Origin of the sequence: Rahnella sp. PD4, assembly GCF_049199325.1 — a bacterium.
GTDB lineage: Bacteria > Pseudomonadota > Gammaproteobacteria > Enterobacterales > Enterobacteriaceae > Rahnella > Rahnella perminowiae.
The window spans coordinates 74535-98794 of sequence record NZ_JBLZQF010000008.1; the positions used below are offsets into that span (position 1 = coordinate 74535).

General features: G+C 54.0%; 20 protein-coding genes. 11 read left to right on the top strand and 9 right to left on the bottom strand.

The window, feature by feature from the left end; translation table 11 throughout:
* Nucleotides 1-149: 149 nt before the first annotated feature.
* Entirely contained in the window at nucleotides 150-845 is a 696-nt protein-coding gene (locus tag ACOZIO_RS18730; RefSeq protein WP_129990580.1) for a PadR family transcriptional regulator, read from the top strand.
* Here ACOZIO_RS18730 and kdpE read toward each other — a convergent pair.
* The 6 genes from kdpE to ACOZIO_RS18760 are packed head-to-tail and all read right to left on the bottom strand — an operon-like array spanning nucleotide 835 to nucleotide 8744.
* Nucleotides 835-1524: a two-component system response regulator KdpE gene (kdpE, locus tag ACOZIO_RS18735; RefSeq protein ID WP_129952034.1), complete on the bottom strand. Its 690-nt coding sequence runs from the start codon at nucleotides 1522-1524 to the stop codon at nucleotides 835-837. The two genes, ACOZIO_RS18730 and kdpE, sit on opposite strands and share 11 nt — an antisense overlap.
* The gene (gene kdpD / locus ACOZIO_RS18740) at nucleotides 1521-4217 is read right to left on the bottom strand and encodes a two-component system sensor histidine kinase KdpD (RefSeq protein WP_129952033.1); all 2697 of its coding nucleotides are present in this window, start codon (nucleotides 4215-4217) and stop codon (nucleotides 1521-1523) included. Before kdpD ends, kdpE begins: the two co-directional genes overlap by 4 nt.
* A 26-nt stretch (nucleotides 4218-4243) precedes the next feature.
* The gene (gene kdpC / locus ACOZIO_RS18745; protein WP_129952032.1) at nucleotides 4244-4837 is read right to left on the bottom strand and encodes a potassium-transporting ATPase subunit KdpC; all 594 of its coding nucleotides are present in this window, start codon (nucleotides 4835-4837) and stop codon (nucleotides 4244-4246) included.
* An 18-nt stretch (nucleotides 4838-4855) separates the two neighbouring features.
* Nucleotides 4856-6922, bottom strand: coding sequence for a potassium-transporting ATPase subunit KdpB (gene kdpB / locus ACOZIO_RS18750; protein ID WP_129990578.1), 2067 nt, complete (start codon nucleotides 6920-6922; stop codon nucleotides 4856-4858).
* 43 nt (nucleotides 6923-6965) lie between these two features.
* The gene (gene kdpA / locus ACOZIO_RS18755; protein ID WP_129952030.1) at nucleotides 6966-8654 is read right to left on the bottom strand and encodes a potassium-transporting ATPase subunit KdpA; all 1689 of its coding nucleotides are present in this window, start codon (nucleotides 8652-8654) and stop codon (nucleotides 6966-6968) included.
* Entirely contained in the window at nucleotides 8655-8744 is a 90-nt protein-coding gene (locus ACOZIO_RS18760; RefSeq protein ID WP_101075733.1) for a K(+)-transporting ATPase subunit F, read from the bottom strand.
* Between the two features lie 302 nt (nucleotides 8745-9046).
* On the opposite strand from ACOZIO_RS18760, the gene ACOZIO_RS18765 reads away from it, so the two are divergent.
* The 5 genes from ACOZIO_RS18765 (at nucleotide 9047) to ACOZIO_RS18785 (ending at nucleotide 13619) form a co-directional block, all read left to right on the top strand.
* Nucleotides 9047-9253, top strand: coding sequence for a YbfA family protein (locus ACOZIO_RS18765; RefSeq protein WP_013576456.1), 207 nt, complete (start codon nucleotides 9047-9049; stop codon nucleotides 9251-9253).
* A 184-nt stretch (nucleotides 9254-9437) separates the two neighbouring features.
* The gene (locus ACOZIO_RS18770; RefSeq protein ID WP_129990577.1) at nucleotides 9438-10391 is read left to right on the top strand and encodes a YbgA family protein; all 954 of its coding nucleotides are present in this window, start codon (nucleotides 9438-9440) and stop codon (nucleotides 10389-10391) included.
* 10 nt (nucleotides 10392-10401) lie between these two features.
* The gene (gene phrB / locus ACOZIO_RS18775) at nucleotides 10402-11832 is read left to right on the top strand and encodes a deoxyribodipyrimidine photo-lyase (protein ID WP_129990576.1); all 1431 of its coding nucleotides are present in this window, start codon (nucleotides 10402-10404) and stop codon (nucleotides 11830-11832) included.
* Nucleotides 11833-11865: 33 nt separating this feature from the next.
* Nucleotides 11866-12849 (top strand): MBL fold metallo-hydrolase, encoded by a 984-nt coding sequence (locus ACOZIO_RS18780; protein ID WP_129990575.1) that lies wholly within the window; start codon nucleotides 11866-11868, stop codon nucleotides 12847-12849.
* 26 nt (nucleotides 12850-12875) lie between these two features.
* Nucleotides 12876-13619: a type 2 GTP cyclohydrolase I gene (locus tag ACOZIO_RS18785; protein WP_129990574.1), complete on the top strand. Its 744-nt coding sequence runs from the start codon at nucleotides 12876-12878 to the stop codon at nucleotides 13617-13619.
* Here ACOZIO_RS18785 and ACOZIO_RS18790 read toward each other — a convergent pair.
* Nucleotides 13616-15049 carry an MFS transporter gene (locus ACOZIO_RS18790; protein WP_421595578.1) on the bottom strand — a complete coding sequence of 478 codons (1434 nt, stop codon included), beginning with the start codon at nucleotides 15047-15049 and terminating at the stop codon, nucleotides 13616-13618. The genes ACOZIO_RS18785 and ACOZIO_RS18790 overlap by 4 nt on opposite strands.
* A gap of 223 nt (nucleotides 15050-15272) precedes the next feature.
* Between ACOZIO_RS18790 and pxpB the strand changes: the two genes are divergently transcribed.
* From pxpB to nei, 5 genes are read left to right on the top strand one after another with little or no spacing between them, the layout of a single operon-like run.
* Nucleotides 15273-15938, top strand: coding sequence for a 5-oxoprolinase subunit PxpB (gene pxpB / locus ACOZIO_RS18795; RefSeq protein ID WP_129952024.1), 666 nt, complete (start codon nucleotides 15273-15275; stop codon nucleotides 15936-15938).
* On the top strand, nucleotides 15932-16861 hold the full coding sequence (gene pxpC / locus ACOZIO_RS18800; RefSeq protein ID WP_421595579.1) for a 5-oxoprolinase subunit PxpC: 930 nt from the start codon (nucleotides 15932-15934) through the stop codon (nucleotides 16859-16861). Before pxpB ends, pxpC begins: the two co-directional genes overlap by 7 nt.
* Nucleotides 16851-17588, top strand: a complete 738-nt coding sequence (gene pxpA, locus ACOZIO_RS18805) for a 5-oxoprolinase subunit PxpA (protein ID WP_266059405.1) — start codon at nucleotides 16851-16853, stop codon at nucleotides 17586-17588. Before pxpC ends, pxpA begins: the two co-directional genes overlap by 11 nt.
* Before the next feature lie 25 nt (nucleotides 17589-17613).
* On the top strand, nucleotides 17614-18264 hold the full coding sequence (pcp, locus tag ACOZIO_RS18810) for a pyroglutamyl-peptidase I (protein ID WP_129952021.1): 651 nt from the start codon (nucleotides 17614-17616) through the stop codon (nucleotides 18262-18264).
* Nucleotides 18264-19058: an endonuclease VIII gene (nei, locus tag ACOZIO_RS18815; RefSeq protein WP_129952020.1), complete on the top strand. Its 795-nt coding sequence runs from the start codon at nucleotides 18264-18266 to the stop codon at nucleotides 19056-19058. The genes pcp and nei overlap by 1 nt, the downstream gene beginning before the upstream one ends.
* 50 nt (nucleotides 19059-19108) lie before the next feature.
* Here nei and ACOZIO_RS18820 read toward each other — a convergent pair whose 3' ends face one another.
* The gene (locus tag ACOZIO_RS18820) at nucleotides 19109-22300 is read right to left on the bottom strand and encodes an autotransporter outer membrane beta-barrel domain-containing protein (RefSeq protein ID WP_421595580.1); all 3192 of its coding nucleotides are present in this window, start codon (nucleotides 22298-22300) and stop codon (nucleotides 19109-19111) included.
* Between the two features lie 435 nt (nucleotides 22301-22735).
* The gene (locus ACOZIO_RS18825; protein ID WP_129952018.1) at nucleotides 22736-24019 is read right to left on the bottom strand and encodes a citrate synthase; all 1284 of its coding nucleotides are present in this window, start codon (nucleotides 24017-24019) and stop codon (nucleotides 22736-22738) included.
* Between the last annotated feature and the right edge of the window lie 241 nt (nucleotides 24020-24260).

Genomic DNA, 24260 nt, shown 5'->3' on the forward strand with positions numbered 1-24260 from the left:
TTCAGCGCTTTTTTTTTGCCCGTTTTTTGCCGGAAGTTCAGACATAAAAAGATATATCTAAATTCGCTTCCCGGTCTTGCCAGTTTCTGAAAACCGATCTAGTTTAGATATATCGAAATGATTCGATATATCTAAATAGGACATGCACTATGTTTAGTAAAATGTTTGAGGGTCGCCATCGCGGCCACGGTAGTCGTGAAGAAGGGCATCGCGGCCATTGCCGTCATGAATCAGAATACAGCGATCACAGCGAGCGTCACATGTTACGTCGTGACGGTCGCCATCGTGGTGAAGAAGGGCGTGAACATCGCGGGCGTGGTGAAGGCCGCCGTGGTGAACGCGGTGCACACCGTCTGTTTGAACATGGCGATTTACGCCGCGTACTGCTGGCGCTGGTGGCGAAGAAACCGAGCCACGGTTACGAACTGATCAAAGCGATTGAAGAAGCCTCTTCCGGTCTTTACGTGCCAAGCCCGGGCGTGATTTACCCGACGCTGACACTGCTGGAAGAGCAGGACTTCCTTGAGCCTGTCGCCACGGGCAACGGCCGGAAAAGCTACCAGATAACGGAAGCCGGTAAAGCGGAACTGGCACAGCATCAGGCGACGGTTGATATGATTTTTGCCCGTCTGGCGGGGGCGCAGCGTCCGCGTGAAAACAACCTGGCAGAAGGCATTCATGAATCGATGCACCGCCTGCGTCACGCGCTGCGTTCTAACATGATGCGGGCGGATTTAACGCCGGAACAGGTGGTGCGTGTGAGTGCGATTTTGCAGCAAGCCGCTGAAAGTCTGGAAGCCGAATTTGGTGAGGCCAAACCGGAGACTGACCAGCCTAAGGCATGAAGCGATAGCCCACGCCGGTTTCGGTCAGTAAATGACGTGGCCGGGTGGCATCGGCCTCCAGTTTCTGCCGCAAATGTCCCATGTAGATGCGCAGATAATGGCTGTGTTCAACATAATTCGGGCCCCAGACGTGGCTCAGTAACTGACGCTGAGTGATGACTTTACCGCTGTTGGCCAGCAGTTCGGCCAGCAGGCGAAACTCAATCGGTGTCAGATGACAATCTTCACCGTTACGCTGTACGCGCCGGTTGATCAAATCCACCGTCACATCTGCAAACGTCACCAGCGGACTTTCCTGTGCGCTGCCGGTATGGCGGCGCAGGGCCACACGAACCCGCGCCAGCAGTTCACCTACGCCAAACGGCTTGGTAAGAAAATCATCGGCACCGGCATCCAGCGCCGCTATCTTGTCTTCCTCGCGGGTGCGCGCCGACAAGACGATAATCGGGATAGCGCTCCAGTGGCGCAAATCGCGAATATACGTCAGGCCGTCACCGTCCGGTAAACCGAGATCGAGAATAATCAGATCCGGTTTACGGGTTCCGGCTTCAATCAGCCCGCGTTGCAGCGTTTCACTCTCAAACACCCGCAAGCCTTCCGCCTCCAGTGCTGTACGCACAAAGCGGCGGATCTCTTTTTCGTCTTCAACAATTAAAATATTTACCGGGGATGCGCTCACGATACCTCGTCGATGTCTTTTTCCATGTCACCTTCCATCTCCGGCAACGCCTCGAGCGGCAGCCTGAAACGAAAACGCGCACCGCCGTTCGGGCCATTTTCCGCCCAGATCCGTCCGTCGTGCACCTCAATAATGGCACGACAAATCGCTAATCCCAACCCCACGCCCGGAATAGCGGATTCTTTATTACCGCGGGCGAATTTTTCAAAAATAGTGTGCTCAGCGCCAGCCGGAATACCGGGACCGTTATCCCAGACTTCCATCTCCAGCCACTCCTCCAGCGGCGTGGCTTTAATGCCAATTGTCGCACCGGTTCCGGCATATTTATGGGCGTTTTCGAGCAGATTGATCAGCACCCGTTCGATCAGGCTGGCGTCGCAGTTAACCAGGACCATTTCCTGGGGTAAATCGATTTTAATATTGTCGTGCGCCAGCACCGGTTCGAGCATCCGCAATGCGCTGCCGGTGATTTCTTCCACCGACTGCCATTCTTTACGCAGATTAAATCCACCGGACTGAATACGCGCCATATCCAGCAGGTTGTTGACCAGCCGGGTAGTGCTTAGCACCTGCTGACGGATCTGGCTGGCCTGCGGTGCATGCTTTGAGCCTTCTGCGGCAAGATCCAGCGTGAGGATTTCCGCCTGGCCGAAAAGCACCGTCAGCGGTGTACGTAAATCGTGTGAAAGCGCAGAAAGCAATGAGTTACGCAGTTGTTCGCGTTCGGTTTCCAGCCGCGCCGTTTCTGCGCTGGCGGCCAGATGCAGACGTTCCAGTGCATTGGCGATCAGCACGGTAAAGGTCTGTAACAGACGCTGTTGTTCCGGTACTAACAGTTGACGGATATTCGGCGGTTCGACCGCCAGCAGGCCACGCGATTCACCGGATGCAACCAGCGGCAGAAGCTGGTAGGGCACGCCGGGCAGGGTATCCGTGCCCGCACCGGCTGGCAGTTTCTTGTCGAAACTCCAGCGGGCGATAGCATCATCTACCACAATCGAAGTCATTTCGCCGGCCGGCTGCGTCAGTTCGCCGTTCTCCTGTGGCAGCAAAATGGCGGTTTTGGCGTTCAGACTGGAAGAAATAAAGTGGCGGCTGGTCTGCGCGATGGCTTCCGGCGTCAGCGACTGACTGAGTCCTTTGGACATTTCATACAAATGCTGCGCACGTTTTTCACGGTGACGCGCGATACGTGCCTGATAACGGACGCCTGCGGTCAGATTCCCGATCAGAATGCCGACAATCAGCATTACGCCGAAGGTCACCAGGTATTGCGCGTCAGTCACCGCCAGCGAGCCGCGCGGTTGTACGAAAAACAGATCAAAGCTGACGACATTGATTACCGCCGCCAGCACCGACGGCCAGCGGCCATAAAACAGGGCAACAATCACCACGCCGAGCAGATACACCATCACCAGATTGGCCTGATCGAAAGTCGGCACCAGCCATTGCGACATCATGGTGATCACCGCGCACAGCGCCACGGCAAGAGCGCAGCCCCATAACTGGCGGCTGAAGCGATCGGCGAAAGTGCGTAAGTCCTGCTCTTTACGCAGAGGTGTTACCGGCGCGTCTTCCAGGCCGACGACGATTAAATCAAGATCGGGGGCGATTTCCGCCAGCTTGTCGGCAAAGCTGGCGCTAAATTTCCAGCGCTTTTCCCGCCGCCGGCCGGTCATGATTTTGCCCAGACGATGTTCACGGGCGTAACGCAAAATCGCCTGTTCTTCCTGCGGATCGGAGAGCGTGGCAGTTTCTGCCCCCAGTTCCTGCGCCAGTTTCAGGGAATGCAGAATGGCGCGGCGCTGGCCTTCAGGTAAACGGTGCAGGCGCGGGGTTTCAACATATACGGCGTGCCAGACACAGCCGAGGCGCGCTGCGAGGCGCGAGGCGACGCGGATTAATTTCTCATTCCCCCCGCTGTGACCGATACACAGCAACAGTGCATCACGGGTATGCCAGACACGACTGACACCCTGATCATCGCGGTATTCGCGCATCTGGTCGTCAACCCGGTCAGCAGTACGACGCAGGGAAAGCTCCCGCAGGGCAATCAGATTGCCTTTACGAAAAAAGTGTTCTATGGCGCGTTCGGCCTGACCGGGGATATAAACTTTACCTTCTTTGAGACGCTGACGCAGGGAGTCAGGCGGTAAATCTACCAGCACCACTTCGCTGGCATCATCAAACAAACGGTCGGGAACCGTTTCACGAATAATGATACCGGTGACGCCGCTGACCACATCGTTCAGGCTTTCCAGATGCTGAACGTTCACGGTGGTAAACACATCGATACCGGCATCAAGCAACTCTTCGACATCCTGCCAGCGTTTCGGATGGCGCGATCCGGCGGCGTTACTGTGCGCCAGTTCGTCCATCAGGATCAGGGCAGGGCGGCGGGCCAGGGCGGCATCAAGGTCAAACTCCTGAACCTGACGTCCGCGATGATGAATACGTTTCGGCGGTAACAGAGAAAGCCCCGGCAGCAGCGCCTGCGTTTCCTGCCGTCCGTGAGTTTCCACTACGCCAACCAGCACGTCGAGGCCGGTGGCGCGCAGGCGCTGCGCTTCCTGCAACATGGCAAAAGTTTTCCCGACGCCCGCACAGGCGCCGAAAAAGACTTTCAGTTGCCCGCGTGGCTTCTCATTGGCGAGCGCCAGCAGGCTGTCGGGATCGGGTCTTTCGTCTGTCATATCATCCTGTCAGGTTGGTTGATAAGTTAGTTTGCTTTCAGTTCATCCAGCGCTAAGTTCAGTCCGAGCACGTTCACGACGTCCGGGCCGAGGTAACCAATCAGTGGTGAGGAGGTATTATCATCAATCAATTTATTCACTTGCGCCAGTGGCAGCCCGCGCGCGGTGGCAATCCGCGGAGCCTGCCACTGTGCCGCTTCCACCGAAATCTGCGGATCCAGCCCGCTGGCGCTGGCGGTGACCAGATCCACCGGCACGGCCGCCGGACTTTGCGGATTGGCTTTTCGCAGCATCGCCACGCGGTCTTTCACTGCCTGATCCAGCGCCGGGTTACTGGCAGCCAGATTGCTCCCTCCCGACGCCATCGGGTTATACGGTGAATCAGAGGTAACTGACGGGCGGCCCCAAAAGTAATCATTGCGGGTAAAATTTTGCCCGATGAGTTCTGAGCCAATCACTTTATTGCCGCCGTCTTTTATCAGCGAACCCGTTGCCTGCTGGCGGAATACCAGCTCTGAAACGCCGGTGGTCAGCAGCGGATACGCCACGCCGGTTATCAGCGTCAGCAGAACCGTCATCACCAGAGCCGGGCGTACATAGTTCATTCTTCTTACGGACATAATGGTCTTCCTCAAAAATCAGCTCAGATGTAAAACGGTCAGGATCACGTCGATCAGCTTGATACCGGCGAACGGCACCAGCAGACCCCCGGCACCATAAATCCACAGGTTACGGCGCAGCAGCGCGGCGGCACTCATGGCTTTATAGCTCACACCTTTCAGCGCCAGTGGTATCAGAAACACAATCACCAGCGCGTTGAAAATAACCGCCGACATAATGGCTGAAGACGGTGATGTCAGGTGCATGACGTTCAGCGCGTTCAGTTGCGGATAAGTGGCTGCAAACGCTGCCGGGATAATGGCGAAATATTTCGCCACGTCGTTGGCGATACTAAAGGTAGTCAGTGAGCCGCGCGTCATCAGCATCTGTTTACCGATATGCACCACTTCAATCAGCTTGGTCGGGTTGGAATCGAGATCGACCATGTTCCCGGCTTCTTTCGCTGCCTGCGTCCCTGAGTTCATCGCCACTGCGACATCGGCCTGCGCCAGCGCGGGCGCATCGTTGGTGCCGTCGCCGGTCATCGCCACCAAACGGCCTTCTGACTGATACTGACGGATCAATGCGAGTTTGGCTTCCGGCGTCGCTTCTGCCAGAAAATCATCCACACCCGCTTCGGCGGCGATGGCCGCAGCAGTCAGGCGGTTATCCCCGGTGATCATCACCGTTTTGATGCCCATTTTGCGCAGCTCGGCAAAGCGCTCCTTGATGCCGCCTTTAACGATATCTTTCAGCTCAACCACGCCCAGCACTTTTGCGCCTTCGGCGACCACCAGCGGCGTGCCGCCTTTACGCGCCACATTCTCCACCAGACCATCGACGGCTTTCGGGAAGGTACCGCCATTAGATTGCACATGACGACGGATCGCATCCACCGCGCCTTTACGGATGCTGCGTTCACCCACGTTGACGCCGCTCATGCGGGTTTGCGCGGAGAAGGGCACGAAGGTCGCATTCAGTGAATGAATATCGCGTTCGCGCAGGTTAAAGCGTTGCTTCGCCAGCACCACGATGCTGCGACCTTCCGGCGTTTCATCGGCCAGAGAGGATAACTGCGCGGCATCGGCCAGTTCCTGTTCCGTTACCTGCGGCGCGGGCAGAAACTGCGATGCCTGACGGTTACCGAGCGTGATGGTGCCGGTTTTATCCAGCAGCAACACATCTACGTCACCGGCGGCTTCCACCGCACGGCCGCTGGTCGCGATAACGTTAGCTTCCAGCATGCGGCTCATGCCCGCCACGCCGATAGCCGACAGCAACCCCCCGATAGTGGTCGGGATCAGACACACCAGCAGCGCGACCAGCACGGTCACGGTGACCGGGATACCTGCATGGCTTACGCTGACGCTAAACAGCGAGAACGGATAGAGTGTCGCGGTAGCCAGCACGAACACCAGCGTCAGTGCCACCAGCAAAATGGTCAGCGCCACTTCGTTTGGCGTCTTGCGGCGTTTCGCCCCTTCGACCATTGCAATCATCCGGTCAAGGAAAGTATCTCCGGGGTTAGCCGAACATTCGACCACCAGCCAGTCTGACAAAACGCGCGTCCCGCCGGTCACTGAGGAGAAGTCCCCGCCGGATTCGCGGATCACCGGCGCAGATTCGCCGGTAATGGCACTCTCATCCACTGACGCACCGCCGATCAGCACTTCCCCGTCGCACGGCACGGTATCGCCTGCTTCGATCAACACATAATCGCCTTTGCGCAGGGTATCGGCGGCAACCTTAATTACCGGTGATTCAGGACGCGGTTCGTAGATTTTTTTCGCCCAGCTGGTTTTCTGCACGCCTTTCAGACTCTGCGCCTGCGCCTTGCTGCGGCCTTCAGCCAATGCTTCGGCGAAGTTGGCAAACAGCACGGTGAACCACAACCACAGGGATACGCTGCCGGTAAAAGCCGCACTGCCGTCGGTGCGGTGCATCAGAATCGCCAGCCAGATAAGCGTGGTCAGAATGCTGCCCAGATACACCACGAACATCACCGGATTACGCCACTGAACGCGGGGATCGAGCTTTTTCACCGAATCCAGCAGGGCAGTACGGATCAGACGGGGTTCAAATAACGCACGTTGTTTACGACTCATCTTTTTAGTCTCTATATTCATCAGTTCAACGAGTTACGCAGCATTACTGTGCTGACCAGACTTGCAAATGTTCTGCCACCGGTCCCAGCGCCAGCGCCGGAATAAAGGTCAGTGCGCCGACTAACAACACGGTGCCGACCAGCAGACCGATAAACAGCGGGCCAGACGTTGGCAGGGTGCCATTGCCGGCCTGCTGGCGTTTTTTCATCACCAGCGAACCGGCAATCGCCAGCACCGGAATGATGACGCCGAAGCGGCCAAAGAACATGCAGAAAGCCAGCAACAGGTTGTAGAACGGTGTATTGACGCTCAGCCCGGCAAACGCACTACCGTTGTTATTGGCGGCGGAAGACACCGCATACAGCACTTCGCTGAAACCATGCGCGCCGGGGTTTAAAATCCCGGCGCGGCCGGCGTCGGTGACCAGCGCCAGTGCGGTGCCGAGCAGCACCAGCGTGGGTGTCACCAGGATCGCCAGTGCGGTCATCTTCATGTCGTAAACGTCGATCTTCTTACCGAGATATTCCGGTGTACGGCCAATCATCAGTCCCGCAATAAACACCGTCAGCAGCACAAACAGCAGCATGCCGTACAGACCGGAACCCACGCCGCCGAACACCACTTCACCAATCTGCATCAGCCACATCGGTACCATGCCACCGAGTGCGGTAAAGGAATCGTGCATGGCGTTAACCGCACCGCACGAGGCCGCCGTGGTGACGACGGCGTACAGCGCGGAGGCCAGAATGCCGAAGCGGCTTTCCTTTCCTTCCATATTAAAATTGCTGCCTGCACCCAATGCAGTGAAATGCGGATTGCCTTTGAGTTCGGCGTACATCACCACCACTACCGACACCACAAAGATCACCGACATCGCCCAGACCAGTGCGTGGCCCTGACGGTTGTCGCCAACCACGCGGCCAAAAGCGAAGCACAATGCACAAGGGATAATGAAAATCGCCAGCATCTGCACCATATTGGTCAGTGCGGTCGGGTTCTCAAACGGATGGGCTGAGTTGGCACCGAAGAAGCCGCCGCCGTTGGTGCCGAGCATTTTGATCGCTTCCTGAGACGCCACCGGGCCCATCGGTAAGGTCTGTTGCAGGCCTTCCAGCGTGGTGATGTGCTGATACGCTTCGAAGTTTTGCAGTACCCCCTGACTGACGAAAAACAGTGCCAGCAGGAAAGCCACTGGCAGCAACAGATACAGCGTGATGCGCCATAAATCCGTCCACGCATTACCAATGGTCTGTGCTGAAGGGCGTGCAAAAGCACGGATCAGCGCAAATGCCACGGCGATACCGGTCGCTGCGGAGAGGAAGTTTTGCACCGTCAGCCCGACCATCTGGCTGAGATAGCTCAGTGTGCTTTCGCCGCTGTAAGCCTGCCAGTTGGTGTTGGTCACGAAACTCACTGCGGTGTTAAAGGCCAGATCCCATGACAGCCCGCCAAAATGCTGTGGGTTCATCGGCAATACACCCTGTGCCATCAGCATCGTCATCAGCACAACAATGCCCAGGATGTTAAATACCATGATCGCCAGTGCGTACTGCCACCAGTTCATTTCAGCATTACTGCTGCCAGACGTGCGTAAAACACCGTTTTCTATGCGCTGAATAAATGCGCCGGGCTGTCCTTCAATCAGTTGAGCAATAAAGTTACCCAGTGGTTTTGCCAGCAGCAAAAGCACCAGCATAAAACTGGCAATCAGTAAGAATCCGGTTGCGGCCATTTAAAAATCCTCCGCATTCAGCAGGGCATAAACCAGATAGCCGAGCAGCAGAAGAACCAGTAATGCGCCGCAGATTACGCCAACAGTCACAATCCACCTCCACAGGTGTGTTTTTATGTTGTGGCGAGAATAAGGAAAGGCGGGAAAAGATCCTGAAAAGAAAGAGCTGAACAGTGTAAAAAAAGTATAAAAATGCGCAAAAATGAAACCTAAAAGAAACTTGAGTTGCGTATTTATTTAACCATTCTGTAACTAAATTACGGTGATAGGGTAAAATTGGCGAAAATTTACACGTAAAAGTGGTCAGATGAGTAGTAAAATTTCATCAATTGCGGTATATTTTTCGCAACTTACAGTGTTCGAAAACTTCCACATTTCACAGGAGCAACGCGATGAATGATTACACGCCATACACGATGACCCGCATACTGGCCCGCCGCGCTTTTGTTATTGCCGCCGGAGTTCTGGCCCTGCCGGTCATGCTGTTCCGCGCTGACCGCGCCCGTTTTTACAGCTATTTACACCGCGTCTGGATGAAAACCAGCGATAAGCCGGTGTGGCTGAGTCATGCCGAGATGGCGACACAAGACTTTTATTAATTTAGCTCCCTCCCCTGCGAAGGGGAGGTGCCAAAAGAAACCCCGTTCCTCCAGCGGGGTTTTTTATTGCCCGCCGATAAACCTGTACAAGATTATTTTTATGTATAAGTTGTGCTAAGATTATACGTAAGGGTGATGAATCAATGCCGCCTCTCTTTTCTTCTTTCAATGCAAGGTGCCGACAATGACGAAAACAATTCCGATTGGTATCAGTGCATGCCTGCTGGGTGAAAATGTCCGCTTTGATGGCGGGCATAAACGTCTGGCGTTTGCCGTAGAGCAACTGGCGCCTTATGTGCGCTTCGAACCTATCTGCCCGGAAATGGCGATCGGCCTGCCAACGCCCCGCCCGGCGTTGCGTCTGGTTAAAATGGACGACAGCATCGTGATGCGTTTCAGTAACGACGAGACCGTTGACGTCACCGAAAAAATGCAGCATTACGCCGAAAAACGTGTGGCACCGCTGACCGGCTTGTGCGGTTATATCGTCTGCGCGAAATCCCCGAGCTGCGGGATGGAGCGGGTCCGGGTATACAGCGCCAACGGTAAAGATGCCAAAAAATGCGGCGTCGGGCTGTATACCGCCGAGCTGATGAAACAGCATCCGTGGCTGCCGGTGGAAGAAGACGGCCGGTTAAACGATCCCGTACTGCGGGAGAATTTTGTTGAGCGCGTTTTTGCGCTGTTTGAACTGAATCAGCTTCGCGAAGGTGGCCTGACACGCGGCAAACTGATGGCCTTCCACAGTCGTTATAAACTCATTTTACTGGCCCATTCTCAGCCCGAATATCGTGAGCTGGGGCGCTTTGTGGCTGCGATGGCTGAATGGGATTCCCTTGAGGACTATTTCACCGAATACCGGCTACGGCTGATGAATCTGATGAGCCACAAAGCTACGCGCCGTAATCACACCAATGTGCTGATGCACGTACAGGGATATTTCCGTAAACAGCTGAGTCCGGCACAACGACAAGAACTTGCCGGGCTTATTGATCGTTACCGTCAGGGAATGCAGCCGTTGCTGGCGCCGATTACCTTGCTGAAACATTATATGTCTGAATACCCGGATGCCTACCTGGCTGACCAGCGTTATTTCGAGCCTTATCCGGAAGCCTTAAAGCTTCGATATGGACATTAAAAGGAAAATTATGACCACGCATTTAGTCTGGTTTCGTAATGATTTGCGGGTAACCGACAATCGCGCGTTGCATGCCGCCTGTGAAGATCCGCAGGCGCGTATTATTGCCGTATTTATAGCCACACCGGAGCAGTGGAAACGACATGAAATGGCGCCGCGACAGGCAATGTTTATTTATCAGCACCTTCAGGTGTTACAACATGCGCTGGCTGAACGTGGTATTCCCCTGCATTACCACCAGTGTGACGATTTTGCCGACAGCGTGGCGTGGCTGAAAGATTTCTGCAAAGCCGAAAAGGTGGAATCGCTGTTTTATAATAAACAGTATGAAATCAATGAGCGCCAGCGGGATGTCGCGCTGGAGAAGGCGGTCTGCGGGTCGGTAGTGTGCCAGGCCTTCGATGACAGCCTGCTGTTGCCACCCGGCTCCGTGACCACCGGAAACGGGGAGATGTATAAGGTTTACACGCCGTTTCGTCGGGCGTTTTTATCCCGTCTCACTGAATCTGACAGCCGTTCGCTGCCTGCGCCGCAAATCCGTGAGCATACCGGAAAAGTGGTCATCCATCCGCTGATGCCGTTCGATTATCCGCTGGAAGATATCGGCGATGATTTTGCTGTCGGCGAAGAAGCAGCGCGCAACCAGTTGCGCCGTTTTTGCCGGGAGCAGGTGCAGGATTATCTCAGTCAGCGCGATCTGCCGGCCGCCGCTGGCACCAGTTCGTTGTCGCCGTATCTGGCGATTGGTGTGCTGTCGCCGCGCCAGTGCCTGAACCGTCTGCGAACGGAATGTCCGCAGGTGCTGGAGAAAACCGACAGCGGCGCATTTGGCTGGCTGAATGAACTGGTGTGGCGCGAGTTTTATCGTCATCTGATCGTCGCCTGGCCGAAACTTTGCAAACATCAGCCCTTCCTTGAATGGACGGATAACGTGCGGTGGCGTCACGCCCCGGATGATTTACAGGCGTGGAAAGAAGGAAAAACCGGTTATCCCATTGTGGATGCGGCCATGCGGCAACTGAATACGACGGGCTGGATGCATAACCGTCTGCGGATGATTGTCGCCAGTTTTCTGGTGAAGGATTTACTGATCAACTGGCGCGAAGGCGAGCGCTATTTCATGTCGCAACTGCTGGATGGCGATCTGGCGGCTAACAACGGCGGCTGGCAATGGGGCGCTTCTACCGGCACAGATGCTGCGCCGTATTTCCGTATTTTCAATCCGACAACTCAGGGCGAACGTTTTGACAAAGCCGGACGCTTTATCAAAGCCTGGGTGCCGGAACTGTCGGATGTGCCGGAAAGAGACATTCATCAACCGCATCGCTGGGCGGAAAAATACCGGCGCGTGTTAGACTATCCGCTGCCGGTTATTGATCACGCGCAGGCGAGAAAAGACACGCTTGCAGCCTTTGAGGCGGCAAAAAACCGGTCAGACTGACTTTACTCTCTCACCACGACAAGGAGCGATGTGATGAAAAAATACCTGCTGGCGCTGATGCTGGCATGCTGGACGGGTCAGGCGAGTGCGGGGTTTGATGTCGTGGCGCTGGGTGTGAATGGCGGCGTCGAAGAAGGCAATCTCACCTCGTACCTGATCCGCAGTGATGATCAAAAACTCTATCTCGGTCTGGATGCCGGCTCTGTTTTGCCCGGCATTCGCAAGGCGCTGGAGAAAGGCAGTTTTCCACAGGTGACGGCTGAAAATGCTGCACCGCTGACCCCGCAGGGCGCGGTTTTCCGCAACCTGATTGGCGGATACTTTATCAGTCACGGCCATCTCGACCACCTGGCGGGGTTGATCATCAGTTCCCCGGAAGACAGCAAAAAACCGATTTACGGCACAGCGGATACCATTGGCACGCTGCGTCAGCATTACTTCAACGGCCGCGTCTGGCCTAACTTCACCGACTCCGGCAGTGGTTTACGCATCGGCACCTATCGCCTGAACCAGCAGCGCCCGGCGCAACGGTTCTCCCTTGGCCTGACCGGCCTGGACGGCAATATTTACCCACTCAGCCACGGCGGCACACCCTCGGCCATGATTCTGGTGAGCCGTAATAAAGAGTCGTTTGCCTTCTTCGGCGATACCGGCCCGGATGAAGTCGAAAAATCGAAAAATCTCGATACCGTGTGGCGCGTGCTGGGCGATGAGGTGAAAGCTAAACGGCTGAAAGGCATCATCATCGAAACGTCTTATCCGGATGGTGTGCCTGACAGCAAACTGTTCGGACATTTGACGCCGGACTGGTTGCTCAAAGAGCTTGGGCGGTGGCAGGAATATGCCGGAGGCGAAGGGGCGCTGAACGGCATCACGGTGATTATCAGTCACGTCAAACCCAGCCTGAAAGCCGGTGCTGATCCTGAAAAAGAGATCATGGCGCAGCTGGAAAAAGGGAATAATCTGGGCGTGAAGTTTGTGCGGATGGCGCAGGGTGATAAATTAGAGATCAAATAGACCATCCATTAATAACGAGAAACGTCATGAACAACCTCCAGCTTGAAAAGCTGATTAATCAGAAACTGGATATCAGCAATTACAAAGATTACGCACCGAACGGATTGCAGGTCGAAGGACGGCGTGAAGTGCAGCGTGTGGTGACCGGCGTAACGGCGTCGCAGGATCTGCTGGATGCCGCGATTGCTGTCGAAGCCGATGCGGTTCTGGTGCATCACGGTTATTTCTGGAAAGACGAACCGACTGAAATCCGTGGCATGAAACGTAACCGTCTTAAAACATTGCTGGCAACGGATACCAATATGTACGCCTACCATCTGCCGCTGGATGGTCATCCGGAACTGGGGAATAACGCGCAGCTGGCGAAATTGTTCGGTATTAACGTACAGGGCGAAATTGCGGTGCTGTTGCCCTGGGGAGAACTGGAAAAACCGCTGACCGGTGAAGAGTTCCGCCAGCGCATTGAAGTCACGCTGGATCGCAACGTGTTGCACAGTTCACAGAATGCACCGGCCGAAATCCGCCGTGTCGCATGGTGCTCCGGTGGTGGTCAGGGTTACATTCAGAAAGCGGCAGAATATGGCGTCGATGCCTTTATCAGCGGCGAAGTGTCCGAGCAGACCATTCACATTGCCCGCGAAATGGGGCTGCATTTCTACGCCGCAGGCCATCACGCCACCGAACGTTATGGCGTGAAAGCACTGGGCGAATGGTTAGCTGCTGAGCATAATCTTGATGTCATGTTTATCGACATCGATAACCCGGCCTAATTTTTCTTTTCGCTAGTCTCTTCAGAAACGCTGTCTTCCAGCAGGGTAAATGCCCGCTGTAATCCGGTATCCACTTCAGGGTCTGCGCCCTGGGGTGGGTACTTGCTTTCCCCTTCTTCCTCTGTGGCTTCGCTTTCGTCAACCACGGGTTCCACCACATTTTCCGGCGCGGGCATCGTTTCCTGAATCATCTGTTCGTCAAACGCCGGGTTCAGGGCAGGCGAGAGCGGGGAACTGCTCAGACTGTCAGGTATGGCGATGTGCGGAACCGGCGCATCGGTGGCCATTTGCATGGCTTCTTCTTTTCTGGAAGTGCGGCTCAGCGCCACAATACCTACACCACACAGCGCGAAAAAGGCGTAAAGAATGTTGCCGCCCAATGGCTGGATCAGCGCACCGACCGCCAGCGGGCCGATACAGGCACCGACGCCAAAAGCCATCAGCAGACAGGCTGAAAGCGAGACACGACGCTCCGGTTCGATCATGTCATTGGCAAGTGCGACAATCAGCGGGTACAGGGTGAACTGCATCAGGCTGACGACAAAACCAATGGCGAGCAACAGCGGGAATGAAATGTGGCTGAACAACGCCAGCGGCAGGGCGGTAATGGCCAGCAGGATGGCGTTTATGCGCATCAGCATGTTGCGGTTATAGCGGTCGGAAAGCCAGCTGAGCGGGAACTGTGCCAGCAGACCGGCGAAAATCGCCAGCGCCATAAACAGACCGGTTTGTTGAGTGGTCAGCGCTTGCTGACTGGTGTAAATCGGTGCCATCCCGTAAAACGAGCCGACGACCATGCCGATAACCAGTGTAATCGCCAGCACCTTGGGGATCGTGCCGATAAAGAATTTAAGCTCCATCGGTGCCGGAGACATATGGCCGACGTTAGTGCGCGTGGTCAGCGCAATCGGCACAAGGCACAGGGCGAAACACAGGGCAATAACGATAAGCGTACTCACGCCTAAATCGCTGTTGAGCATCAGTACGACCTGACCGAGCGCCATCCCGAGATAAGAGGCCACCATATAAAAGCCGAATACCACACCGCGCTGGTTGGCTTCAGCCTGATCGTTGAGCCAGCTTTCCAGCACCATATATTGCACCATCATGCATAAGCCGATGATCAGACGCAGTACCACCCAGACCGGGATGATGTCAGTCAGGCCATGCCCCAGCACGGCGGCGGTGATGATACCGGAGCAGGAAACGTAGGCACGAATATGACCTACGCGGGCGATCAGGATATGGCCAACCTTGCCGCCGATCACCAGTCCGATGTAGTTAGCCGCGATGATCGCCCCGATCATCGCACCACTGACATGAATGGCGGAAAGACGCAGGGAAATGTAAGTCGTCAGCAGGCCGGAGCCCAATAACATCAGTAATGTCGTGGTATAAAGCGGAAAAAAGAGTGCTAATGGTTTTCTCACAGGCCATCCCTATTGTGTAACGAAGGCGTTATCCAAACGCTAAAAAACAGCAACGTTTCTGAGAGTAGCAGGTGAAGGCGGCGGGCGAAACCTCAGTGTCCCGCACAACGGGGAGATGAGTTGACATCAGTACTCTGTTTCACGCATAACTGATAACAAATCTCACGCTATTGATTCGATGAATAACCCGATGATCCACAACCCTTCTTTAAGGAGTATCTGAGTGCAACGAGCACGATGTTACCTGCTGGGCGAACGCGCGGTAGTGCTGGAACTTGACCCCCCGGTGTCGCTGGCAAGCCAGCAGCGGATCTGGGGACTGACGCAACGTTTACAGGATCGCGCCGTGTATCCGGGCGTGCGTGAAGTCATTCCCGGTATGAATAATCTGACGGTATTACTCACCGAGGCGCAAAGTTCGGCGCTGGATGCAATTGAGCGACTGCAAAACTGGTGGGAAGAAAGCGAAGCCATCGAGCCGGAATCGCGGCTGGTTGAAATTCCTGTGATTTACGGCGGTCTGCAGGGGCCGGATTTAGACAACGTGGCACGCCATACCGGTATGACGCCGGGTCAGGTGGTTGAATGCCATGCGGGTGTTGACTACACCGTTTATTTTCTCGGCTTCCAGCCCGGTTTTCCTTATCTGGGCGGCATGCCATCGAAACTTGCCACGCCACGTCACGGCGAACCGCGTCTGTCGGTGCCTGCGGGCTCGGTTGGCATTGGTGGCAGTCAGACCGGCATTTATCCTCTCTCGACGCCGGGCGGCTGGCAACTGATCGGTCAGACGCCAGTCGCGATGTTTGATCCCCTGCGTGCATCACCGACATTACTGCTGCCGGGTGACAGCGTACGCTTCGTGCCACAGAAGGAGGGCGTATGCTGAAGGTTTTACGCGCCGGGATGTTGACCACGGTGCAGGACTTGGGTCGCAACGGTTACCGCCAGCAGGGCGTGAGTCAGTCAGGTGCGCTGGATGCCCCGGCACTGCGGTCTGCCAATCTGCTGGCCGGCAATGACGAAAATGCGGCGGCGCTGGAAATTACACTCGGCCAGTTCAGTGCTGAATTTTACCGTGAAGGCTGGATAGCGCTGACCGGGGCCGGTTGTCATGCACAGCTTGATGGGAAAGAGGTATGGACCGGCTGGTGTTACAAAGTGAAGCCGGGCCAGATACTGACCCTGAAAATGCCCACCCGTGGCATGCGCAGCTATCTGGCGATTTCCGGCGGCATTGATGTGCCTGAAGTCATGGGATCGCGCAGTACCGATCTGAAAGCCAAATTTGGTGGCTTTCACGGGCGGGCATTGCAAGACGGTGACAGGTTGCCCACCGGCGATTCGTTTGGGCAGCCGAAAAAATCCTGTGGCATTAAACAGCTACTGTTTGGTAACCGTATTCGTGCATTGCCGGGGCCGGAGTATCAGGAGTTCAGCGAGACGTCGCGCGGGGAGTTCTGGCGCGCCGCCTGGCAGCTGAGCCCGCAAAGTAACCGTATGGGATACCGGCTGCACGGTCACACACTGAAACGCGAAACTGACCGTGAAATTCTGTCGCACGGCTTATTGCCGGGCGTAGTTCAGGTGCCGCAGGGCGGCCAGCCGATTGTGCTAATGGCTGATGCGCAGACCACCGGCGGCTATCCGCGTATTGCCTGTGTCATTGAGGCGGATTTGTATAATCTGGCGCAAATCCGGCTGGGCGAACCGGTGCATTTCGTCAAATGCACACCGGAAGAGGCGCAGAAAGCCTTACGTGAGCAATCGCTCTTTATCGAACAGATTAAACGGGGGCTGCATGGTCATTGATCTTAATGCCGATCTAGGCGAAGGCTGTGCACATGATGAGGCACTGTTACAACTCGTCAGTTCGGCCAATATTGCCTGCGGATTTCATGCCGGAGATGCGCAGACCATGCGTCAATCCGTACGCCATGCGCTGAAATACGGTGTGGCAATTGGTGCGCACCCGGGTTTTGCGGATCGCGAAAATTTTGGCCGCACTGCCATGAACGTGCCTGCCGAAATCCTGTATGCCCAGGTGGTGTATCAGTTGGGTGCACTGGCTGCCATCACCCGTGCCGAAGGCGGACATATGGTGCATGTGAAGCCGCACGGCATGTTGTACAACCAGGCAGCAACCGACCCCGTACTCGCGGATGTTATCGCCCGGGCGGTGCATGCGGTAGATCCGGCATTGCGTCTGGTCGGGCTGGCGGGTAGCGAATTAATTCATGCCGGTGAACGCCTGGGATTGCAAACCCGTCAGGAAGTATTCGCTGACCGGCGTTATCAGAGCAACGGTACGCTGGTGCCACGCAGTCAGCCGGATGCAATGATCGAAAGCGATGAACTGGCGCTGGACCAGACGCTGTCGATGGTACAGCAACAGAAAGTGCTCAGCCGTGAAGGCGTCTGGGTGCCGGTTAAAGCTGACACTGTTTGTCTGCATGGTGATGGTGAACATGCACTGACGTTTGCCCGGCGGCTGAGGAATGCGTTTGTTGAACAGGATATTCAGATCAGCGCAGGCTGATTTTGGCAGAATCTGAGGAGCATCTATGCGTAAAGTTTTAGTCACCGGTTTCGAGCCCTTTGGCGGCGAGCGCGTTAATCCGTCATGGGAAGTGGTCAGGCAACTGGGCGACCTGGAATTGTCGGGTGCGCAGATTGTGGTGCGTCAGTTGCCGTGCGTGTTCGGCAAAGCCATTGATGCACTCAATGCGGCCATTGATGAAGTGCTGCCTGAAATGGTGATCTGCGTCGGGCAGGCCGGTGGCCGGAGTGATTTCAGTATCGAACGCGTAGCGATCAATGTCGATGATGCGCGTATTGCCGATAACGAGGGTAACCAGCCGGTGGATGAAACCATCGTCAGCGCGGGCCCGGCAGCGTATTTTTCTACCCTGCCGATCAAGACGATTGTCAACGGATTGCGCGAGTCAGGGATCCCGGCATCGGTGTCGCAAACCGCCGGTACTTACGTCTGCAATCATGTGATGTACGGCCTGTTACATCGTCTGGCGCAGCCTGCCTGCAAAGTGGTGAAGGGCGGTTTTATCCATATTCCTTATCTGCCGGAACAGGCCGCACATCATCCGGGTACGCCAAGTATGTCAGTACATACTGTTCTGAACGCCCTTGAGCTGACTATCGCCATTGCGCTGCATACGGAGCAGGATTTGAAAATTGCCGGGGGTGCAACTCACTGATGCCTGAAGGTCCTGAAATCCGCCGCGCAGCTGATGTGCTGGCTGCTGCGGTAGTGAATAAGCCCCTGACCGATGTCTGGTTTGCGTTTCCGGCACTCAAACCCTACCAGTCAGCGCTCAGGGGCACGAAAATCACGTCAATTGAAACACGCGGAAAAGCACTGCTGACGCACTTTTCCAACGGTCTGACTCTTTATAGTCACAATCAGCTTTACGGGGTCTGGCGGGTAGTGAAGGCCGGCGAAGTCGCCAGGGAAACCAAACGCTCGCTGCGGGTCATGCTGGAAACCACGGAGGCGGCGATCCTGCTGTACAGTGCATCCGAAATCAGTATTTACGATACGGCGGAGATCGAAAATCATCCGTTCCTGCAACGTATCGGCCCGGATGTGCTGGATGAGCGTCTGACTGTCGAGCAGGTACGTGAGCGGTTATTGTCCCCTAAATTTTGCAACCGTCAGTTAGGCGGAATGTTGCTGGATCAGGCCTTTCTGGCGGGATTGGGCAATTATCTGCGGGCGGAAATTCTCTGGCTGGCGAAACTGCTGCCGGATCATAAACCCAAAGAGCTGAACGAAACGGAACTGCAGGCGCTGGCCGATGCCTGTTTATCTGTTGCGCGTTTATCGTATGCCACGCGCGGCACGATGGATGAAAATGTGCATCACGGTGCGCTGTTTCGTTTCAAGGTGTTTGGCCGGACAGGCTTACCCTGCGAACGTTGCGGCGATCCGATTATGAAAACCAGCGTGTCATCGCGACCGTTCTTCTGGTGTCCGGTGTGTCAGGTCTGACAGATAAAAAAGAAAAGGGCACCGGAGTGCCCTTAGGATGGGTATCAGGGTCAGAAATTCACTTTAATACCCAGATTGCCGCTGTAGCCTTTCAGGTCAGAATCAAAACCTTTCTGGTAGCGAACATCGGTGTAAATCGTGGTGTTTTCATTGAGTTTGCCCGCAACACCTGCACCTGTCTGCCACCAGCTGTCACTGAATTCCGCTTTAAGTCGCTTATCCGCGATTTGTACATCCGGTTCATCGCCGATAGTGGTGACGACATCCAGCGTCAGATAAGGCGTCCAGGTCGGATTATCCAGCAACAACCGCACACCGCCTCGTGCTTGTGCATTGCTGGTTGATACGCCAGAGACGTTGCTGACGCCATCACTGAAATCTTCAAGGTTCAGATACTGATAAATAACCTGCGCCTGTGGTTCAATTTTCAGATTTTCATGCAAGACAAAGGGCTTGCCAGCTTCTATTGATAATGCGATGCCATAACCGTCCTGATCGGCATCATGCGTGCTGTCGTAACTGTTTTTATACCAACTGCCCATGCCTACTGTATCAATGTATCCGCCATCCTGCGCTTTCAGTGTGTAGTAACCGCCCAGGCTGTAGATGTCGCTGTCAAGACTGCCGGTTTGCACGGAAAGCATTGAGTTGTTGCTGCGCAGGCTGTCTTCTGCATCAGTATTTTGGCGTCCGAGTGTCACGAGAATACCGGCGCTGCGTTCGGTGTTTTCTTGGTCTTTGTCCCACATCAGATCCATACCCAACTGCGCGTACGAGGTATCGGTGTCATAGCTATAGCGGCCTGCGTCATTCTCGGTATGAGTACCGACAATCCGGCCCCATGCGCCGTCTTTATGCAGTACATCACCGCCGGTACGCTGGTGATAAGTCCCAATGACATCAAAACCGTACTGCATATTCAGTACTGGTGCCGCAATATACCCGGGGACTTCCTCGCGCCATGGCAGGATGTCATCGGATGGTGTCGGGGTTGGGGCCACATCCGGATTATCATTAGTGTTATCATCTGGCGTCGGATCTGGAATAGGATCAGGGTCTGGGATTGGCGTTGAACAATCATAACTAGCGCAGTTACTCAGGTACCAATTTTCCCCTTCTCCGGTGTTGATATCACCTTTACGCAGGCCATAGTTGAACGCACCGGCTGACACAGAATTCCCCAGTGCAAAGGCATCTGTTCCTTGTGTGTTAGTTCCGTGCACGGTAATTACTTCAATCCCATTGTCTGGTGTGTTATTCCCGCCACCGCCGGTGTTCGTGACATAAAGGATATTTTTTCCTGTAATATCGCCTGTGACGTGGATCTGGTCGGTTAGTGAATTGCTGTCATCAAGGTAAGTATTAATGCGATAAACTCCGTCACCGGTCATATCGCCGTTCACTGTAAGTTCAGAATAATCATCACCGTTGTGAGTGAAGGACGTAGTACCGTGGGAATTCATTTGCGAAATTTCGGAGTCACCGGTCACGGTCCATATGCTGCTTGCATCAATATTGACATTGTTGGCGCTGGCGGTTGTGCCTTGCCAGTTAGAGCCGCTGTTAAGATATACATCCACAACACTGCCGGTATCGGCAATGATTTCGCCTTCCAGGTGAGAGTTACTGGCAGATAGATTCACCTGGCTTTGCGCGGTAACGCCCGTATTAGTATCGATGAAACTTCGTGCTCTCAACAAAACACCGTTTCCGCTTTGCACGGTTGAGTTGTTATTCACATTAATCTGAGTATTGGCCCCTTCTGCAAGTATGCCCTCGCGGGTAGCGCTGCTGACAAGGCTGTTATCCAGTGTCACAATGGCCTGATGATCTGCATCAAAACCCTGTGTATAAATGCCATTTGCTAATGCACCCGTAGCCGATAACACGCTGTTACTGATGGTAATCTGGCTGTTGGCATAGGAACGGACAGCGGAAGCACTGTTGCCGGTCGAAATTCCCTTAACCTTATTTGCATCCAGGGTAGAGTCTTTCATGGCAACCAGCTGATTACTCTGTGCCCCGGTAGTTGTTATCTCAGCGGTATCAAGGTTCATTATCCCCGCGTGGTCAGCGACGGCAGCGGCTGAACTGCTACCTTCTGTGTTAATCACCACATTTTTAGCGGTCAGTGTGGCCGGGGATAATCCTGCATTTGTCGCTTCATTGGCGGCGACATACAGGGCATACGACTTATCTCCGAGCGTAGTGATGCTGACATTATTTAATTCTGCTTCGCCGCGAGCATCGACCGCATAGGAATGCATGCCATTGGTCGTGAGTGAAAGATCATTGGCCGTTAGCTTTGCGCTCTGACTTGCGGCAAAAAAACCAGTGTTATTACTGCCAGTCGTCGCGTAGGTCCCGCCGGTCAACGTCACATCGCTATATGTGTTGGTATTCACCATGATGTCATCATTACCGGTCATTCGAACGTTACCGTTTATGATGTCAACAGTAGCTCTTATGTCATCGCTGGAGCCTGATGCATAAATCACATTTTGGGAACCAGCAGAGGTTTGCTCAACCGTGAGGTTTTCAATGACGAGTGAGGAGTCAGACACGGTGAGCGCATGTTTCGCGTTAGTTAATTCTATGTTTATATTACTCAGGCTCGCCGATGCGCCCGACTGGATATTAATCCCCCGTGCCTGAGCAGCATCGCTGGTGAGACGTATATTATCACCTGTTAATATTGAACCTTTATCGGAGGCATAAATAACACTGCTGTCATCTTTACCGGAACTGATGTCGGCATTATTAATTTCGGCAGAGGCGCCGGTTGTGATGTTAAATGTTTTACTGGAATCTGTTGTGCTGACGTCAGCGTAATTAAGTATTAACTTACTTTCATCAATAATATTAAATGCATAAGCTTCGCTGCCAGTAGTGGAGACTACGGATTGAACGGGAATGGGTGTCGGTATCCCAGGAGCCGTGATTTCCCCATCAACAATGACTTCTGTACCGGCTCCGGTGATGGTGTAAGCATGATCTTCCGCGCCCGTTGTAGCGAAACTCAAGGCGTCAGCAGGCGTTATGCCAGTGGAATATGTTGTTGTTGCAAATGCAACAGATGACGGTAATAAAAGGCTGAAAATGGCACTCGATAATAATGTTCTTTTAAAAGAACGCGATCCGTTCATATATTCGTCCATGTGAAAATATCCTTTATTTAGTAATGGCGCGCTTGTCCAACATGTTTTATTAATTAAACGAGTTAAATATCGAATGCAATACATATTGGGGGTGTGGATTATGGTTATTATTGCCCGATAGATTTTTCCGAATGGTATAGCAACAACTCTGGAGCGTCAAATATTAGTGTTAATAATTAGAAATATTTATTTAGGCTTAATATATAATTAAGTTATCTGGGGGTAAGTAATTAAATAAATAAGTCACCTGATTAACCGGTGGCTTTGACACGGCCCTCTAAAAGAAGGTCAAAGCTTTAACCTTCCAGCCCCGCTGAAACTGTTGCTCTGCTTCTTCTTTTACAATTTATGCCCTTTGATTTGCTGGTGACAAACCGGGGCAGTATTTAGCATGGGAACTGTATGGGCAAAGCTCCCCAGGTACGATCACCCCTCCAAAGGAGAGAGTGATTAAGGATGACGTAAAAAAGCCGATGAGTTATTCATCGGCTTTATATATTGAGGGGGATTATTATATATTTACTTTTTCAGCTGAGAATGGAAATCGCGTTTGTCATAGCCGGTATAAAGCTGGCGCGGACGGGCGATTTTGACGCCTTCCTGATGCATTTCGCTCCAGTGAGCAATCCAGCCGACAGTACGTGCCATCGCGAAGATCACGGTGAACATGGAAGACGGAATACCCATCGCTTTCAGGATGATGCCGGAGTAGAAATCGACGTTCGGGTACAGTTTCTTCTCGATGAAGTAAGGGTCGTTCAGCGCGATATGCTCAAGCTCCATCGCCACTTCCAGCAGGTTGTCTTTTAGATCCAGCTCTTTCAGGACTTCATGACAGGTTTCACGCATCACGGTCGCGCGCGGGTCATAGTTTTTATAAACACGGTGACCAAAGCCCATCAGGCGGAAGGAATCATTTTTATCTTTCGCGCGTTTCACGAATTCAGGAATGTGATCAACGCTGCTGATTTCTTCCAGCATTTTCAGTGCAGCTTCATTCGCGCCGCCGTGGGCCGGTCCCCACAGGGATGCGATACCCGCAGCAATACAGGCAAACGGGTTAGCGCCAGAAGAACCGGCGGTACGCACGGTGGAGGTCGAAGCATTTTGCTCGTGGTCAGCGTGCAGGATCAGGATACGATCCATGGCGCGTTCCAGAATCGGGTTCACTTTGTATTCTTCACACGGGGTGGAGAACATCATGTGCAGGAAGTTACCGGCATAAGACAGGTCGTTGCGCGGATACACAAACGGCTGGCCGATAGAATATTTGTAACACATGGCGGCAACGGTCGGCATTTTGGACAGCAGACGGTAAGCAGCGATTTCACGGTGACGTTCGTTTTCTACATCGATCGAGTCGTGATAAAACGCTGCCAGTGCGCCGGTGACACCACACAGAACAGCCATCGGGTGAGAGTCACGACGGAAGCCGTGGAACAGACGGGTGATTTGCTCATGCACCATCGTGTGACGGGTAACATTGGTTTTGAATTCATCATACTGTTTCTGAGTCGGCACTTCGCCGTTCAGCAGCAGGTAGCTCACTTCAAGGAAAGTGGACTCTTGTGCCAGCTGGTCAATCGGGAAACCACGGTGCAGCAGAACGCCTTCGTCACCATCGATATAGGTGATTTTGGACTCGCAGGATGCAGTAGAGGTGAAGCCGGGGTCATAAGTGAAAAGACCTTTGGAACCGAGGGTGCGGATATCCACTTCATCCTGGCCCAGTGTGCCGGACAGCACATTAAGTTCAATCGGGTCGTGACCTTGTAGGGTAAGTGTCGCTTTCTTATCAGCCATTTACAGTCTCCTTAGCGCCTTATTTTTAAAAATCAGTAACAACAGAAATGCCTGGAAGCGACGCCTTGTAAGGTCATTATTATTGTCAGCCTTAGCTCTGCGATCGAATGGGAAGGGAACGTAGAGCTGAGTCGAAGTGCAGTCTCAGACTGCTCTGTGACAAACAAGCGGCGTTTCATCGTTGTTAACGATTCGGTAAATCATTACTGTTCTGTCACTCAGTACCGGTGAAGAGTATGAG

What these genes read in the sequence shown, in the direction of transcription:
- ACOZIO_RS18730 (WP_129990580.1), top strand. Translation starts at nt 150, where the DNA reads ATGTTTAGTAAAATGTTTGAGGGTCGCCATCGCGGCCACGGTAGTCGT.
- ACOZIO_RS18820 (WP_421595580.1), bottom strand. Translation starts at nt 22,300, where the DNA reads ATGTATTGCATTCGATATTTAACTCGTTTAATTAATAAAACATGTTGG.
- kdpA (WP_129952030.1), bottom strand. Translation starts at nt 8,654, where the DNA reads ATGGCCGCAACCGGATTCTTACTGATTGCCAGTTTTATGCTGGTGCTT.
- ACOZIO_RS18770 (WP_129990577.1), top strand. Translation starts at nt 9,438, where the DNA reads ATGACGAAAACAATTCCGATTGGTATCAGTGCATGCCTGCTGGGTGAA.
- pxpA (WP_266059405.1), top strand. Translation starts at nt 16,851, where the DNA reads ATGGTCATTGATCTTAATGCCGATCTAGGCGAAGGCTGTGCACATGAT.
- kdpD (WP_129952033.1), bottom strand. Translation starts at nt 4,217, where the DNA reads ATGACAGACGAAAGACCCGATCCCGACAGCCTGCTGGCGCTCGCCAAT.
- kdpB (WP_129990578.1), bottom strand. Translation starts at nt 6,922, where the DNA reads ATGAGTCGTAAACAACGTGCGTTATTTGAACCCCGTCTGATCCGTACT.
- phrB (WP_129990576.1), top strand. Translation starts at nt 10,402, where the DNA reads ATGACCACGCATTTAGTCTGGTTTCGTAATGATTTGCGGGTAACCGAC.
- ACOZIO_RS18785 (WP_129990574.1), top strand. Translation starts at nt 12,876, where the DNA reads ATGAACAACCTCCAGCTTGAAAAGCTGATTAATCAGAAACTGGATATC.
- nei (WP_129952020.1), top strand. Translation starts at nt 18,264, where the DNA reads ATGCCTGAAGGTCCTGAAATCCGCCGCGCAGCTGATGTGCTGGCTGCT.
- ACOZIO_RS18780 (WP_129990575.1), top strand. Translation starts at nt 11,866, where the DNA reads ATGAAAAAATACCTGCTGGCGCTGATGCTGGCATGCTGGACGGGTCAG.
- pxpC (WP_421595579.1), top strand. Translation starts at nt 15,932, where the DNA reads ATGCTGAAGGTTTTACGCGCCGGGATGTTGACCACGGTGCAGGACTTG.
- ACOZIO_RS18765 (WP_013576456.1), top strand. Translation starts at nt 9,047, where the DNA reads ATGAATGATTACACGCCATACACGATGACCCGCATACTGGCCCGCCGC.
- pcp (WP_129952021.1), top strand. Translation starts at nt 17,614, where the DNA reads ATGCGTAAAGTTTTAGTCACCGGTTTCGAGCCCTTTGGCGGCGAGCGC.
- ACOZIO_RS18825 (WP_129952018.1), bottom strand. Translation starts at nt 24,019, where the DNA reads ATGGCTGATAAGAAAGCGACACTTACCCTACAAGGTCACGACCCGATT.
- kdpC (WP_129952032.1), bottom strand. Translation starts at nt 4,837, where the DNA reads ATGTCCGTAAGAAGAATGAACTATGTACGCCCGGCTCTGGTGATGACG.